Source organism: Flavobacterium sp. 102 (assembly GCF_003634615.1).
Taxonomy (GTDB): Bacteria; Bacteroidota; Bacteroidia; order Flavobacteriales; family Flavobacteriaceae; genus Flavobacterium.
The window spans coordinates 510,156-524,294 of the sequence record NZ_RBKX01000001.1 but is presented as its reverse complement, the minus strand read 5'-3'; the positions used below and the strand labels follow the sequence as shown (position 1 = coordinate 524,294).

At 38.8% G+C, this 14,139-nt stretch carries 10 protein-coding genes; 5 read left to right on the top strand and 5 right to left on the bottom strand.

Annotated features, from left to right (window positions below; translation table 11 throughout):
* Both C8C84_RS02330 and C8C84_RS02325 read left to right on the top strand, forming a co-directional pair.
* A complete protein-coding gene (locus tag C8C84_RS02330) occupies positions 1–453 on the top strand; it encodes a GNAT family N-acetyltransferase (RefSeq protein ID WP_121311996.1) in 453 nt (150 codons plus the stop codon).
* 82 nt (positions 454–535) lie between these two features.
* Positions 536–1,870 (top strand): deoxyguanosinetriphosphate triphosphohydrolase, encoded by a 1,335-nt coding sequence (locus C8C84_RS02325; RefSeq protein ID WP_121311995.1) that lies wholly within the window; start codon positions 536–538, stop codon positions 1,868–1,870.
* A 46-nt stretch (positions 1,871–1,916) separates the two neighbouring features.
* On the opposite strand, the gene C8C84_RS02320 is transcribed toward C8C84_RS02325, so the two are convergent.
* The 5 genes from C8C84_RS02320 to C8C84_RS02300 all read right to left on the bottom strand — a co-directional run bounded on the left by C8C84_RS02320 (position 1,917) and on the right by C8C84_RS02300 (position 5,345).
* Positions 1,917–2,423: a hypothetical protein gene (locus tag C8C84_RS02320; RefSeq protein ID WP_121311994.1), complete on the bottom strand. Its 507-nt coding sequence runs from the start codon at positions 2,421–2,423 to the stop codon at positions 1,917–1,919.
* Positions 2,420–2,659, bottom strand: a complete 240-nt coding sequence (locus tag C8C84_RS02315) for a hypothetical protein (protein ID WP_121311993.1) — start codon at positions 2,657–2,659, stop codon at positions 2,420–2,422. The genes C8C84_RS02320 and C8C84_RS02315 overlap by 4 nt, the downstream gene beginning before the upstream one ends.
* Before the next feature lies 1 nt (position 2,660).
* Positions 2,661–2,750, bottom strand: coding sequence for a DNA cytosine methyltransferase (locus tag C8C84_RS17100; RefSeq protein WP_121311992.1), 90 nt, complete (start codon positions 2,748–2,750; stop codon positions 2,661–2,663).
* A gap of 165 nt (positions 2,751–2,915) precedes the next feature.
* Complete coding sequence (locus C8C84_RS02305; RefSeq protein ID WP_121311991.1) at positions 2,916–3,275, bottom strand: hypothetical protein; 360 nt, start codon at positions 3,273–3,275, stop codon at positions 2,916–2,918.
* A 276-nt stretch (positions 3,276–3,551) separates the two neighbouring features.
* On the bottom strand, positions 3,552–5,345 hold the full coding sequence (locus tag C8C84_RS02300; RefSeq protein ID WP_121311990.1) for a 1-deoxy-D-xylulose-5-phosphate synthase: 1,794 nt from the start codon (positions 5,343–5,345) through the stop codon (positions 3,552–3,554).
* A gap of 37 nt (positions 5,346–5,382) precedes the next feature.
* On the opposite strand from C8C84_RS02300, the gene C8C84_RS02295 reads away from it, so the two are divergent.
* The 3 genes from C8C84_RS02295 (at position 5,383) to pbpC (ending at position 14,124) form a co-directional block, all read left to right on the top strand.
* Positions 5,383–5,826, top strand: coding sequence for a nucleoside deaminase (locus tag C8C84_RS02295; RefSeq protein ID WP_121314943.1), 444 nt, complete (start codon positions 5,383–5,385; stop codon positions 5,824–5,826).
* A gap of 130 nt (positions 5,827–5,956) precedes the next feature.
* A complete protein-coding gene (locus tag C8C84_RS02290) occupies positions 5,957–11,629 on the top strand; it encodes an alpha-2-macroglobulin (RefSeq protein ID WP_121311989.1) in 5,673 nt (1,890 codons plus the stop codon).
* A gap of 119 nt (positions 11,630–11,748) precedes the next feature.
* The gene (gene pbpC, locus C8C84_RS02285; RefSeq protein ID WP_121311988.1) at positions 11,749–14,124 is read left to right on the top strand and encodes a penicillin-binding protein 1C; all 2,376 of its coding nucleotides are present in this window, start codon (positions 11,749–11,751) and stop codon (positions 14,122–14,124) included.
* The last annotated feature ends 15 nt before the right edge of the window (positions 14,125–14,139 follow it).

The window sequence follows — 14,139 nt, the reverse complement described above, 5'->3', positions numbered from 1 at the left end:
ATGATTTCAACGGTCAGAACCACTTCGGATAACAAAGATTTTGGGGACTTAGTCATCCAACTCGATGCTTATTTGAGAATTCTGGACGGTGAAGATCACGCCTTTTATGCCCAATTTAATAAAAGCAATTTGCTTAAAAATGCATTAGTTTGTTATGAAAATGACCTAGCGGTTGGCATTGGTGCTTATAAAGAATACGATTCCGAAACCGTTGAAATCAAACGAATGTACACGTTGCCCGAATACCGAGGCAAAGGAATCGCGAAAGCCATTGTAACCGAATTAGAACTTTGGGCGAAAGAAGAAGGTTATCAATTTGCCATACTCGAAACCGGTTATCTCCAAAAAGACGCCATTGGGTTATACCAAAAATTAGGCTATGAAATCATAGATAATTTTGGACAATACATTGGTGTTGAAAACAGCGTTTGCATGAAGAAAAGTCTAAATTAAAAATGTATTTTTGATAAAACTAATTAACTGTCACCCTGTCCCGATAGCTATCGGGAGTCGAAGGGCTTAATCCTTAATCACCATGACCTGGGAACAACTTTTATCTTTAAAACGCCAAGGCGACACCGGCAAAAGATTGCGCATCGAACAAGACGACACGCGTCTCGGCTTTGAAGTCGATTATGATCGTATTATCTTTTCGTCAGCTTTCAGAAGTTTACAAGATAAAACCCAAGTGATTCCATTATCCAAAACCGATTTTGTGCACACAAGGTTAACGCACAGTTTGGAAGTTTCGGTAGTTGGTCGTTCCATAGGAAGATTGGTTGGCAAAAAAATCATTGAAAAATACCCGTATCTAAAAGAAATCCATGGATATCACATGAACGATTTCGGGGCCATTGTTGCCGCAGCCGCATTGGCACACGACATTGGCAATCCACCATTCGGACATTCAGGGGAAAAAGCAATTGGTGAATATTTTTCAATTGGAAAAGGCCAACAATACAAAGACCAATTAACGCCAAAGCAATGGCAAGATTTAATCGATTTTGAAGGCAATGCCAATGGGTTTTCAGTATTGACGAGTTCTCGTCCGGGAATTGAAGGCAGTTTGCGTTTGTCGTATGCAACATTGGGTGCTTTTACCAAATACCCGAAAGAAAGTTTGCCTAAAAAACCCACCAAAAATATAGCCGATAAAAAATATGGTTTCTTTCAATCTGATGTTGCTTTTTTCAAAGAAGTTGCCGAAGAATTGGGCATGATTTCCAACAAAACCGGAGCAGATGTGGGTTATGAACGCCATCCGTTAGCGTTTTTAGTAGAAGCCGCCGATGATATTTGTTACACGATAATCGATTTTGAAGACGGCATCAATCTCGGCTTAGTTTCCGAAGATTACGCATTAGAATATTTAATCAAATTGGTCAAAGACACCATTGACGCCGCAAAATACCAAACGTTAACCACCAAAGAAGACCGAATCAGTTATTTGCGCGCGTTAGCCATTGGCAACTTAATCAACGATGCTGTTCGTGTGTTTGTTGAAAATGAAGAAGCGATTCTGAAAGGAGAATTCCATTTCGCTTTGACCGATAAAAGCAAGTACAAAGCCCAAATGGATGACATCATTAAGCTAAGTGTAAAGAACATTTACCAAAGCCGCGAAGTGATTGAAAAAGAGCTTTCGGGTTACCAAATCATCAATAATTTGTTGGACAAATTCATCACGGCTTACAACAATACGTATGATGGCAAAGCCACAAATTACGATAAATTGTTAATGAAAATCCTTCCCGAAAAACACCATTTGGAAAAAGAAAGTCTCTATGAAAGATTGCTTCATATTTGTCATTTCATCTCGATGTTAACCGATGGAAAAGCGGTGGAGTTGAATAAAATAGTGACGGCTTAAACCACCGTTATCACTACGTTAGGTGCAAGTCTCGATGATAAGTGTACTAATAACCAATTAATAAGATTCCTTTTAAAGGAAGATGAAGGCGATTTGAAATATAAAGTGTTTCTAAAAAAGTGTGTATAATTTCAAAATCTTTATGTCCTCTGTAAACATTCCGTACTACAATTACTAAATATTCAACTTCAAACATCATACAAGCTTGAAAAATATCTTTGAGGAATTGATTGTTCTCGGTTGCTCTACCAGCTTCAATTTCAATAACGATTTTACCATCATTACTTACAGCATCTGCATTAAAAGCTTTGTCTATTTTATTATCGTAACCAAATAAAACAGGAACGCTAATTTTTTTTTCTTTGGATTTTCCTGTTTCACAAGTAAAATCTATTTTTTCTAAGTGCGGTCTAATTAACTCTAAAACCTCATTACTTGACAAATTAAAATCGGGAGACTTTATTTTATCAACTTCAATTTCAAAACAAGTAATAACATCTTGAATTCTATTTGTTATACCTTGAGACCTCGGAAAAAATTGAAACCTAATCATACTGTTTGCGAACTAATTAATTTAACTAAATCTGTTTCGTTCAATTCTATTTCGTCTTCTTCAATGAAATAGTAAATCCTTTCATCAATGTTTTCTGCTTCATTTGAAACATAATTGCTTCCATTAATCATTAAAGCATTATTCAAACTTGTTGTTGAAACTAAAATTTTGCCCAATTCGTTAAGCTCTATTTCTCGTGCTTTGTATTCTTTGTTTTGAAATTTAATAGTATCCATATTATGCAATATTTTTAATTGAAATTTTTTTAGCTTTTTCAAAACCTAAATCTAAACCACCCGCACCTGCGAAAAAAGAAACTATTTTCATTATAATAAAATTAAAACTACGATAACAAATTTAATGTATTTGCAAATAAACTAAATACACTTTTTGTGTACTTATAATTGAATTGTGAACAAATTTATTAAGTCCAGCAATTAACAGTAGTTTTCAGTAATAGCTGATTTATTCTTTTAACCCAAAACAACCACCTTAAACCTTTCCTCTTTGAATCTCCAGCAAAATATCATTCTGTATTTTCAAGACTTTATTCTCTTCCTGTAATTGTGCAATTAACGCGTCTTTCTCCTGATTAATCTTATCGGTATTGGGTTGGTTTTTAGTAAAATGTTGTGGCAACTTATCGGCCATATCACTAAAGAAATTATGCTGCAAGGCATGGCAAATCTCCGCCAAAACAGCCGTTTGCATGGTGCTTTTTTGTTTATACTGCTTAACAGACAGCGGAATTCTTCCAATCATTTTTCCTAATGCCGGATTTGAAATATGTTTCTCTTTTATCACTTTGGTTAGTAAAATGCCGGTGTGAATATTGTTGAGTCCGATTCTCATAACAAGTAATTTTAGCTTGGTTAAACAAATTTGTATAGTAAATGTATAAAATAAGTTATTATAACTATAGATTTAATATTTAAAAGTATATGTAAATTTGTTAGAAGTAAATTCTTAAGCATTAAAAGCTTAAGTAAAGCTGTTAGAAGTATAAGTGAAGTTGTTAGAAGTAAATTCGAAGGTATAAAAAGTAAAAGAAACGATATTAAAAGTATCTATAACAGAATAAAAGATATCTTCTGACGGATTTATTATAACTTATTGACGTAGCAACTCCTAATCTTCTTCCTCTTCCTCGAGTAAAGTAGAAAAAAGCGATTTTAAACCATCAACATCAATGTTGCAGAATTGTTGCAGCTCGTCAACAGTGCCATGTTCGATAAAATAATCGGGTACGCCACAAAGATAAATTTCGTTGACATAATCATTTTTGGCGGAGAACTCCAAAATCGCGCTTCCAAAACCACCGGTGGTGACACCATCTTCGACTGTAATGATGGTGGAGAATTTGTCGCAGATTTTGTGTAGTTTCTTTTCGTCTAAAGGCTTGATAAACCCAAAATGATAATGCGCAATATTACCGGAATCTTCTATTTCGTTAATAGCTGCAGTAACATTATAGGCAATCGTTCCGGTGGATAAAACGGCTATTTTTTTACCTTTTTTCAATTTCTCCGCTTTCCTGATTTCAATTTTTTGAAAATCCGTCGGCAATTTCCAATCGGTATTTTTTCCTCGACCACGAGGATATCGAATCGCAATAGGATGTTTCAAACCTAACGAAGCGGTGTAAAGTATATTTTGTAAATCGATTTCATCTTTCGGCGCATAAATTATCAAATTCGGAATACAGCGCAAGTAAGCAATATCAAAAACACCGTGATGCGTTGCGCCATCTTCACCCACTAATCCTGCGCGGTCTAAACAAAAAATTACCGGAAGATTTTGCAAAGCCACATCGTGTATCACTTGGTCATAAGCGCGTTGTAAAAAGGTCGAATAAATGTTGCAAAAAACAACCATGCCTTGCGTAGCCATTCCGGCGGAAAGGGTTACGGCGTGTTGCTCGGCAATCCCAACATCAAAAGCGCGTTTCGGAAAAGCGTCCATCATAAATTTCATTGAACTTCCGCTGGGCATTGCCGGTGTGATTCCAATGATTTTCGGATTGTTTTTAGCCAATTCAACCAAGGTTAACCCAAAAACATCTTGGAATTTCGGCGCCAGATTTTCGGTAGAAGTTTTGTGAATTTCTCCCGTAGCGGCATCAAATTTTCCAGGCGCGTGATACTTCACTTGGTCTTCTTCGGCTTTTTGTAAGCCTTTCCCTTTGGTGGTGATGAGGTGTAAAAACTTCGGTCCTTTTACTTTTTTGAGTCGCTCTAATTCTTTGATTAATGTTGGCAAATCATGACCGTCAATCGGCCCCGAATAATTAAAGTTCAACGATTTAATTATGTTGTTCTGCTTCGGATTTTTGCCTTCTTTAACCGCAGTCAAATAGTTTTTCAAGGCACCAACACTTGGGTCAATTCCGATAGCATTATCGTTTAAAATTACCAATAAATCTGCATCAGTTACACCGGCATGATTCAAACCTTCAAATGCCATTCCGCTGGCAATAGAAGCATCACCGATTACCGCAATATGGTGTTTGTTTTCGCCTTTCAATTGGGAAGCAATCGCCATACCCAAAGCGGCAGAAATTGAAGTAGAAGAATGGCCAACGCCAAAAGTATCATAAACACTTTCACTTCGTTTAGGAAAACCGGAAAGTCCGCCGAGTTGGCGATTGGTATCGAATTTGGTTCTTCTTTCGGTTAAAATTTTATGACCATAAGCTTGATGGCCAACATCCCAAACCAATAAATCTTCGGGCGTATTAAACACATAGTGCAAAGCAATCGTCAATTCGACTACACCCAAACTCGCTCCGAGATGACCTTCTTTTACCGAAACAATATCAATAATAAATTCGCGCAACGCTGCCGCCAATTCGGGCAATTGAGCTACGTCTAATTTTCGCAAATCAGCGGGATTGTTAATCTGTTCAAGCAATTTTTTAACCATGAGACAAATGTACGAATTGAAATTGTATTTTTGTTTTATGGAAAATCCTTTCACCGACGAGTATTTTATGAAAAAAGCTTTGCAGGAAGCTGAACTGGCTTTTGAAAAAGGCGAAATTCCGGTCGGAGCCGTAATTGTAATCGATAATAAAGTCATCGCAAGAACACACAATCTTACCGAAATGCTCAACGATGTTACTGCTCATGCCGAAATGCAAGCCATTACTTCGGCAGCGAATTTTATCGGTGGAAAATACTTAAAAGGCTGTACTTTATATGTTACTTTAGAACCATGTCAAATGTGTGCCGGAGCATTGTATTGGAGTCAAATTTCTAAAGTAGTTTTCGGCGCTTCAGATGAGCAACGTGGTTTTCAAAATTTGGGCACACAACTTCATCCGAAAACCCAAGTAATTAAAGGGATTTTGGCCCAAGAAGCTTCGGATTTAATGGTGCGCTTTTTTGCTTCTAGAAGGAAATAAAACTTTAAGAAAAATATTCCTAAAAAATAATTCATAACATCAATAATATTTTAATATTTTTAACGTTATAATGCTAATTGGGAAAAATTTTCCAAGGAATAAGTTCTAACAAATAATCTCTTATTAAACGATGAAAACCAGTAAGATTCTCGGTTTGCTTGTTGCCGTTTTTTTATGGCAATCCTGTTCTAAAAAATCGGCCTCCGATTTTGATTCAGATCCATTACTCTACAAAGATTACATTACAGGATTTTCATCGGGATTTGTCTCGGTCAACTCGGACTTTAGGGTTCAATTGGCCTTCAACAAAAGCGATTGGAAGCCCAACCAAGAGTTAGAGGAAGACTTATTCGACATTTCACCTAGTGTGAAAGGGAAAGTAGTAGCGCTTTCACCCAACACTATTGCGTTTATACCTAAAGACAAATTGGAACAAAACACTTTGTACCAAATCACGCTACATCTTTCAGAAATCACGAACAATGTTCCCAAAGAACTCAAAGATTTCAACTTTTCAGTAAAAACGATTAAGCAGGATTTTATAGTCAATACTCAGGATTTGCAATCTTACAGTAAAGATTGGTATTACTTAAACGGAAATCTGAAAACGGCAGACAATTTGAGTTTTGAAGATGCCCAAAAAATAATCGAAGCCACTCAGAACGATAAAAAACTAAAGATAAAATTCGACAAAGCAGTAAGTACCGCTACCGATTTTAAATTTATGATTGACAGTATCCAACGTTTTGACGATGACACGGAAATCATTATCAATTGGGATGGAGACGATGTTGATATCGACCAAAAAGGCGTGGCTAAATTCCCGATTCCGGGCAAAAATCAATTTAAAGTTTTAAAGATTGAAGTCGGCGATGCCAACAACCAATCGGTATTGATTAATTTTTCTGATCCATTAAAAAAAGACCAAGATTTCAAAGGATTAGTGGCCATTGAAAATACCGCCAATCTCAAGTTTACTACAATGGGTAACGTACTCAAAGTCTTTTACAATAAAGAACCTGCCTCTAAAGTTGACAAAGGCATTGCCAATGAAGCTGTTGCTGTCGCAGAAGTGTATGATTCTACAGCGGTTGATACCGTCGCAGCGGTTGCTTTTGAAGAAATTGTTGAGGCAGTTCAATCTCAGGAAACGGGTTTTTCAGGAACTAAATTGATAGAAGTTTTTCAAGGGATTGAAAATATCGATGGGTATAAAATGAAGAGCAATTATTCTGAAAGGTTGCAATTTGACCAAATCAAACCCGGCGTAAAGTTGTTGAAAAGCGGAACTATTTTACCAAGTTCCAATAACTTAAAAATCAATTTCGAAGCGGCCAATCTGAATGCAGTTGATGTCAAAATTTTCAAAATCTATAAAAATAATATTCTGCAGTTTTTGCAAAATAATGAACTCAACGGTACTCGAAATCTGAGACAAGTAGGTCAATCTATTGCGAAATCTAAAATCGAATTAAAACAAAATAATCTCATCGATTACACCAAGTGGAATACCTATGCTTTAGATCTTTCTAAAATTATCAAACCGGAACCCGGAGCGATTTACCGTGTGGAATTCTCGTATAAAAAGGACTATTCGATGTACAAATGTACTTCGCAAACCACTTCAGAGGACGAAGAAGACGAAGGCTATTATGAGGAAAGCAATAACGATGAAGAAGTTGATGAAAATGATGTGAATTACAGCAACAGTGGATATGACTATTACTATGAGCAAGATTACGAATGGCGCGAAAGCCAAGATCCATGCTCGGATTATTATTTTTACAACACGAGATTAGGGACTAATATTTTAGCCAGTGATTTAGGGGTAATTGCCAAACGCGGCACCGATAAATCTATCGTCATTGCAGTGAGTGATATCATTTCTACCGACGCTGTTCGTGGAGCCAAAGTCGATTTGTACAACTACCAACAACAAAAAATAGCTTCTTCAACTACAGATGGCGACGGAATGGTTTCTTTCCAGTTAGAAAAATACGCCTATTTCGCTATCGTGAGTGACGGTGATCAAAGTACGTATGTGAAATTGGACGATGAATTGTCTTTGTCCGTGAGTAACTTCGATGTTTCCGGAGAAACTTTACAAAAAGGATTGAAAGGCTATATCTATGGGGAACGAGGCGTCTGGCGTCCGGGTGATACGGTGTATTTGTCTTTTATTTTAAATGATAATGCGAATAAACTGCCGGCATCACATCCGATTAAATTAAAAATGAACGACCCGAACGGTAAAACCGTTTACGAAGCCGTTCAAAAACTAAATGATCTCAATCATTACAAATTTATCATTCCAACCGAAACTGAAGACATTACCGGAAATTGGGAAGCGGTAATCAGTATTGGTGGCGCTCGTTTTTACAAAAGCATCAAAATTGAAACCATCAAACCCAATCGTTTGAAAATCAAAAACAGTTTCAATGAGCCAATTCTTTCGGCGAGCAAAGACAATGTAAATAATATCCAAGTGTTGTGGTTGCACGGCGCTGTTGCCAAAGATTTAAAAACTGAAGTCCAAGCCAAGTTCTCCCAACAGGTAACGACATTCAAAGGTTTTGACAAATACGTTTTTGATGATCCAACGAAAAGTTTCTATACCGAAGAAATCAATATTTTTTCCGGAAAAGTAGACGCCCAAGGTCGTGCTTCCATTCCAATCAAACCAACGATTCAAGGGCAAGCACCGGGAATGTTGCGTGCCGCTTTTATTACTAAAGTCTATGAAAACGGCGGTGATGTGAGTACCGATGTGGCTTCGACTTCTTATTCGCCTTACCAAACGTATGTCGGAGTAAAATCGCCTGAGCCTAATAAGTACGGCATGATTGAAACCGGCAGAAGCAACCGTTTCGACATCGTAACCGTTAGTGAAAATGGTCGTCCGCGTTCGGTAAAAAACTTACAAGTGAGCGTTTACCGTTTGCAATCGCGTTGGTGGTGGGATGCTTCCAATGACAATCTGTCGAACTACAATACTTCGAATGCTACGATTGGCTACAAAAATTTCTATACCAATACGGATGCGTCCGGAAAAGGAAGCATATCCTTTGTAGTTCCCGATGAAGATTGGGGCAATTATTTAATCCGAGTAACCGATCCAACTGATGGTCACGCCACCGGTATAAAAGTCTATATCGATATGCCTTGGTGGTCTGCCAAAAGCAGAAGCACCGATGGTGAATCGGCTACGATGTTGAAATTCTCTACCGATAAAACCAATTATGCCGTTGGGGACAAAGCCAAAATCTTTTTCCCATCGAGCGAAGGCGGAAGAACAATGATTTCTATTGAAAACGGAACCAAAGTGTTGAAAACCATTTGGACCAAAACCAAAAAGGGTGAAACCACTGTCGAGTTGCCAATCACCGGCGACATGGCGCCAAATGTATACATCAATATTTCGTTATTGCAACCTCATGCTTCTACCAAAAACGATTCGCCAATCAGAATGTACGGCATCGTTCCGATTGAAGTAGTCGATAAAAATACCGTATTGGAACCGGTACTTTCCATGCCGGATGTCTTACGCCCTGAGCAAACCATCAACGTAAAAGTTTCCGAAAAGAAAGGCAAAAGAATGACTTATACTATCGCGGTGGTCGATGAAGGGTTATTGGATTTAACCCGATTTAAAACGCCAAATGCTTGGACCAGTTTTTACACTCGAGAAGCTTTAGGCGTAAGAACTTGGGATATTTATGACCAAATCATTGGTGCCTATGGCGGAAAAGTCAACCAAGTATTCAGTATTGGTGGTGATGCTGATGCCGGTGGTGGCAAAGCCAAAAAAGCGAATCGTTTTAAACCGGTCGTGATGTATCTCGGACCATTTGAATTGAATGGCGGTTCCAAAACACATAAAATTACTTTGCCAAAATACATCGGTTCGGTTCGCACGATGGTCGTAGCTGCGGATGCTAAAACCAGTGCTTATGGCATGGCCGAAAAAGCCACACAAGTGAAAAGCCCGTTGATGATCTTGGCTTCGTTACCGAGAAAAATTTCGCCTTCGGAAAAAGTAACGATTCCGGTGACGCTTTTTGCGACTGAGAAACACATCAAAAATGTAACACTACAAATCAAAACCAATAGTAGCGTTAGAGTTGTTGGAAATGCCAGTCAAATTGTGAAATTCACCGAACCTGATGAAAAAATGGCGTACTTCAATTTGGAAGTCGGAGCCACAACCGGTATTGGTAAAATTGACATCATCGCGACTTCCGGTGCAGCAAAATCGACTTACACCGTTGAGATTGATGTGACCAATCCGAATCCGGTAACGAATGACTTTACCGATGTGGTGATTCCGCCAAATAGTTCTAAAACGGTAACCTGGAAAACCTTTGGCGTCAGCGGAAGCAACAAAGCCAAAATGGAAGTTTCTTCGGTACCGACAGTCGATTTCGGAAGAAGATTGAATTATTTAGTTCAATATCCTCACGGTTGTGTTGAGCAAACGACCTCTTCGGTATTTCCACAATTGTATTTGACTGAAATCATGGATTTGGATGCCACTTACAAACAAAAAATTCAGAAAAATGTTACCGCCGGAATTCAACGTTTGGGTAATTTCCAACAAGCGAATGGTGGTTTGTCTTATTGGCCGGGCAATTCTGATACCGATGATTGGGGAACTTCTTATGCCGGACATTTCTTGATTGAAGCCGAGAAAAAAGGTTATTTGTTACCGATTAATTTCAAAACGAAATGGATTTCGTACCAACAAAAGCAAGCCAAACAATGGCGTTACGAAAAACAATACGGCAATGATTTTGCTCAAGCGTATCGTTTGTACACTTTAGCCTTAGCCGGTTCTGCCGATTTGGCGTCGATGAACAGACTGCGTGAAACCGTTGGTATTTCTAACGAAAGTAAATTGCGTTTGGCGGCGAGTTATGCTTTGGTCAAACAAAATGCTGCCGGAATGTCGTTATTGAGCAAATCGTTTATTGATGAGCAAGTAACAGACAACAATTATTACCATTATTACTATGGTTCAGCCGATAGAAACAGAGCGATGGCGTTGGAAACTTTGATATTGTTAGGTCAGAAACCAAAAGCGTTTGCCATGGCGACTAAATTGGCCAAAAACCTTTCGAGCCAACAATGGATGAGTACGCAAACTACCGCTTATGGGCTTTATGCGATGGCAAAATTTGCCAAGTCGAATGGTCCTAAAGGCGTATCTATTTCGTATACGAATTCCGGAAAATCGGAAGTCATCACGACAGATAAAACAATTGCCCAACGTGACTTGAAAATAAAAATGGGCAATAATTCGGTGACGATTAAGAACAATAAAAAGAATACGTTGTTTGTTCGCGTCTTGAATAGCGGTATTCTTCCGGTGGGAAGCGAAAAACCGATGCAAAATAATGTAACAGCCAATGTGGTTTTCAAAGACCGAAAAGGCAAAGCCATCAATGTTTCGAAAATTGCACAAGGCACCGAATTCTATGCAGAAGTGACTTTAACGAATCGCAAAAACGAAAGAGTAGAGAACATCGCCTTGTCGCAAATTCTGCCTTCCGGATTTGAAATTGTGAATACACGTTATACTGATTTTGGGGATGCAACAAGTAATCTAGCGGATTATATCGATATTCGTGATGACCGCGCCAATTATTATTTCAGTTTGAAAGCGGCTGAAACTCGACAGTTTAAAATCTTGTTGAACGCTTCTTATTTGGGTAAATATTATTTGCCGGGATTGCAGTGTGAAGCGATGTATGACAATGAGTTTTTAGCACGCACTAAAGGCCAATGGGTGGAAGTGATAAAATAAAAGGTTAACCGCAACGACGCCAAGCAAGCGCCAAGTTCGCCAAGAGATATGTTTTTCTTTGCGAACTTTGCGTAATACTTCGCGAACTTTGCGGTTAATTTTCTTTTGTAGTAAACAAAATGAAAGCAAAACTCAAAGCGTTCACGCAAATCCTACTCAATTGGATAAACCGCAACCAAAAGAAATCAGCCATCGGATTTGTGCTGCTGGTGGTGTATTACTTTTCATTGCCGAGAGTTTTATTCCAAGAGCCTTACGCCACCGTAATCGAAAGCAACGATGGCGAATTGCTGGCCGCGAAAATAGCACGAGATGGACAATGGCGTTTTCCCGCGCAAGACAGTGTTCCCGATAAGTTTAAAAAATGTATTGTCTATTTCGAAGACGAACATTTTTATTACCATCCGGGATTTAATCCTGTGGCGATGGTTAAGGCTGTTAAGCAAAATCGTAGTGCCGGAAAAGTCGTTCGCGGCGGAAGTACCTTAACCCAACAAGTCATTCGTTTATCCCGAAAAAATAAAAAGAGAACCTATTTCGAAAAAGGAATCGAAATGATATTGGCGACGCGTCTAGAATTTCGTCATTCCAAAGAAAAAATCATCGCATTGTATGCCGCGCATGCGCCTTATGGTGGCAATGTGGTTGGATTGGAAATGGCTTCTTGGCGGTATTTCGGCGTGCAATCGTATCAACTGTCTTGGGCGGAAAGTGCGACTTTAGCAGTTTTACCGAATGCGCCTAGTTTGATTTATCCGGGAAAAAACCAAATCAAGTTGCTGCGAAAACGCAATACTTTGTTGCTCAAACTTTACAACGAAAAAATCATTGATAAGTTGACTTATGAATTAGCAGTTAAAGAACCACTTCCGCAAAAACCGTATAATCTGCCTCAAATTGCACCGCATTTGCTACAAAGAATCGCGAAAACCGATGAAGGTAAACGCATCAAAACAACTGTTGATATTTCGTTGCAAAATAGGGTGAACCAAATCGCGCAACAATATTACAACCAGTACAAACAAAACGAAGTCCACAACTTGGCTATTATGGTGATTGATATTCAAAACCGCAATGTGATTAGTTATGTGGGCAATTCACCAACGGACAAAGACCACGATAAAGATGTTGATATTATTGGTGCGCCGCGAAGTACGGGAAGTATTTTGAAGCCGTTATTGTTTGCCTCGATGCTCGATGAAGGCGAATTGTTGCCCAATACTTTAGTAGCTGATGTACCAACGCAGATTTCGGGTTACACACCACAGAATTTTAACCTGACGTTTGACGGAGCTGTTCCGGCGCAACGAGCTTTATCGCGTTCGTTGAACATTCCATCGGTGTTGATGTTGCAGGAACACGGCGTACATAATTTTTATGAATTGACGCAGAAATTAAAACTCAAAAACATCAACCAACATCCCGATCATTACGGTTTGTCGTTGATTTTAGGCGGAGCTGAGAGCAATCTTTGGGATTTGTGCCGTACTTATGCGAATATGTCGTCAACGATTAATTATTTCAATCAATCGAGCGGAAAATACAGAACCAAAGAATTCACCGAGTTGAATTATGTCAACGGTTTCGAGCAAGATTATGGCGACGATAGTTTTCAGAAAACGATACTTGGCGCCGGTTCGATTTATTTGACGTATAATGCGATGAAAGAAGTCAATAGGCCGGAAGGCGATGAAGCTTGGAAGTTTTACGATTCTTCGTTGGAACTGGCTTGGAAGACGGGAACGAGTTTTGGAAACCGAGATGCTTGGGCGATTGGCACGAATTCTCGTTATGTCGTTGGCGTTTGGGTTGGCAACGCGAATGGCGAAGGCAGACCGGAATTAACCGGTGTTGGAAGTGCGGCACCGATTTTATTTGATGTCTTTAATTTGTTGCCCAGAAAAAAATGGTTCCAACCGCCATTGAATGATTTGGAATATGCTGAGGTTTGCACACTAAGTGGTCATTTAGCCCAAGAAGACTGCCCGAAAACCAAACAATTAATCACCCGAAGAGGAAAGAAAACCGTAGTTTGTCCTTATCACAAATTGGTGCATTTAGACGCTACACAACAATTTAGAGTGAATAATAGTTGCGAAGATGTGGATAAAATTGTTTCCAAAAACTGGTTTATTTTACCGCCGGTGATGGAATGGTATTACAAGAGTTTGCACATTGATTACAAACCGTTACCGCCATTTCGTGAGGATTGCAAGCAAGATCAAAAAGCCGCAATGGATTTTATTTACCCAAAAACCAACAGCAAGATTTATTTGGCCAAAGATTTCAATAGTAATGTCCAACCGGTGATTTTAAAAGTGGCACATTCTAACAGAGAAGCGAAGTTGTATTGGTATGTAGACAACGAATACAAAGGCACGACGCAAACCTTTCACGAAATGCAGATTGAAGCGGAAACCGGGATTCATTATATTACTGTTGCGGATGAATTTGGGAATGAGATTAAGAGACGGGTTGAAATAATAAAGGATTAGTTGTCATCCTGAGCT

Bases quoted from the DNA above. Each gene is read 5' to 3' on its own strand.
- C8C84_RS02295 (WP_121314943.1), top strand. From the start codon at position 5,383: ATGGAAAATCCTTTCACCGACGAGTATTTTATGAAAAAAGCTTTGCAG.
- C8C84_RS02300 (WP_121311990.1), bottom strand. From the start codon at position 5,345: ATGGTTAAAAAATTGCTTGAACAGATTAACAATCCCGCTGATTTGCGA.
- C8C84_RS02305 (WP_121311991.1), bottom strand. From the start codon at position 3,275: ATGAGAATCGGACTCAACAATATTCACACCGGCATTTTACTAACCAAA.
- C8C84_RS17100 (WP_121311992.1), bottom strand. From the start codon at position 2,750: ATGAAAATAGTTTCTTTTTTCGCAGGTGCGGGTGGTTTAGATTTAGGT.
- pbpC (WP_121311988.1), top strand. From the start codon at position 11,749: ATGAAAGCAAAACTCAAAGCGTTCACGCAAATCCTACTCAATTGGATA.
- C8C84_RS02290 (WP_121311989.1), top strand. From the start codon at position 5,957: ATGAAAACCAGTAAGATTCTCGGTTTGCTTGTTGCCGTTTTTTTATGG.
- C8C84_RS02330 (WP_121311996.1), top strand. From the start codon at position 1: ATGATTTCAACGGTCAGAACCACTTCGGATAACAAAGATTTTGGGGAC.
- C8C84_RS02315 (WP_121311993.1), bottom strand. From the start codon at position 2,659: ATGGATACTATTAAATTTCAAAACAAAGAATACAAAGCACGAGAAATA.
- C8C84_RS02325 (WP_121311995.1), top strand. From the start codon at position 536: ATGACCTGGGAACAACTTTTATCTTTAAAACGCCAAGGCGACACCGGC.
- C8C84_RS02320 (WP_121311994.1), bottom strand. From the start codon at position 2,423: ATGATTAGGTTTCAATTTTTTCCGAGGTCTCAAGGTATAACAAATAGA.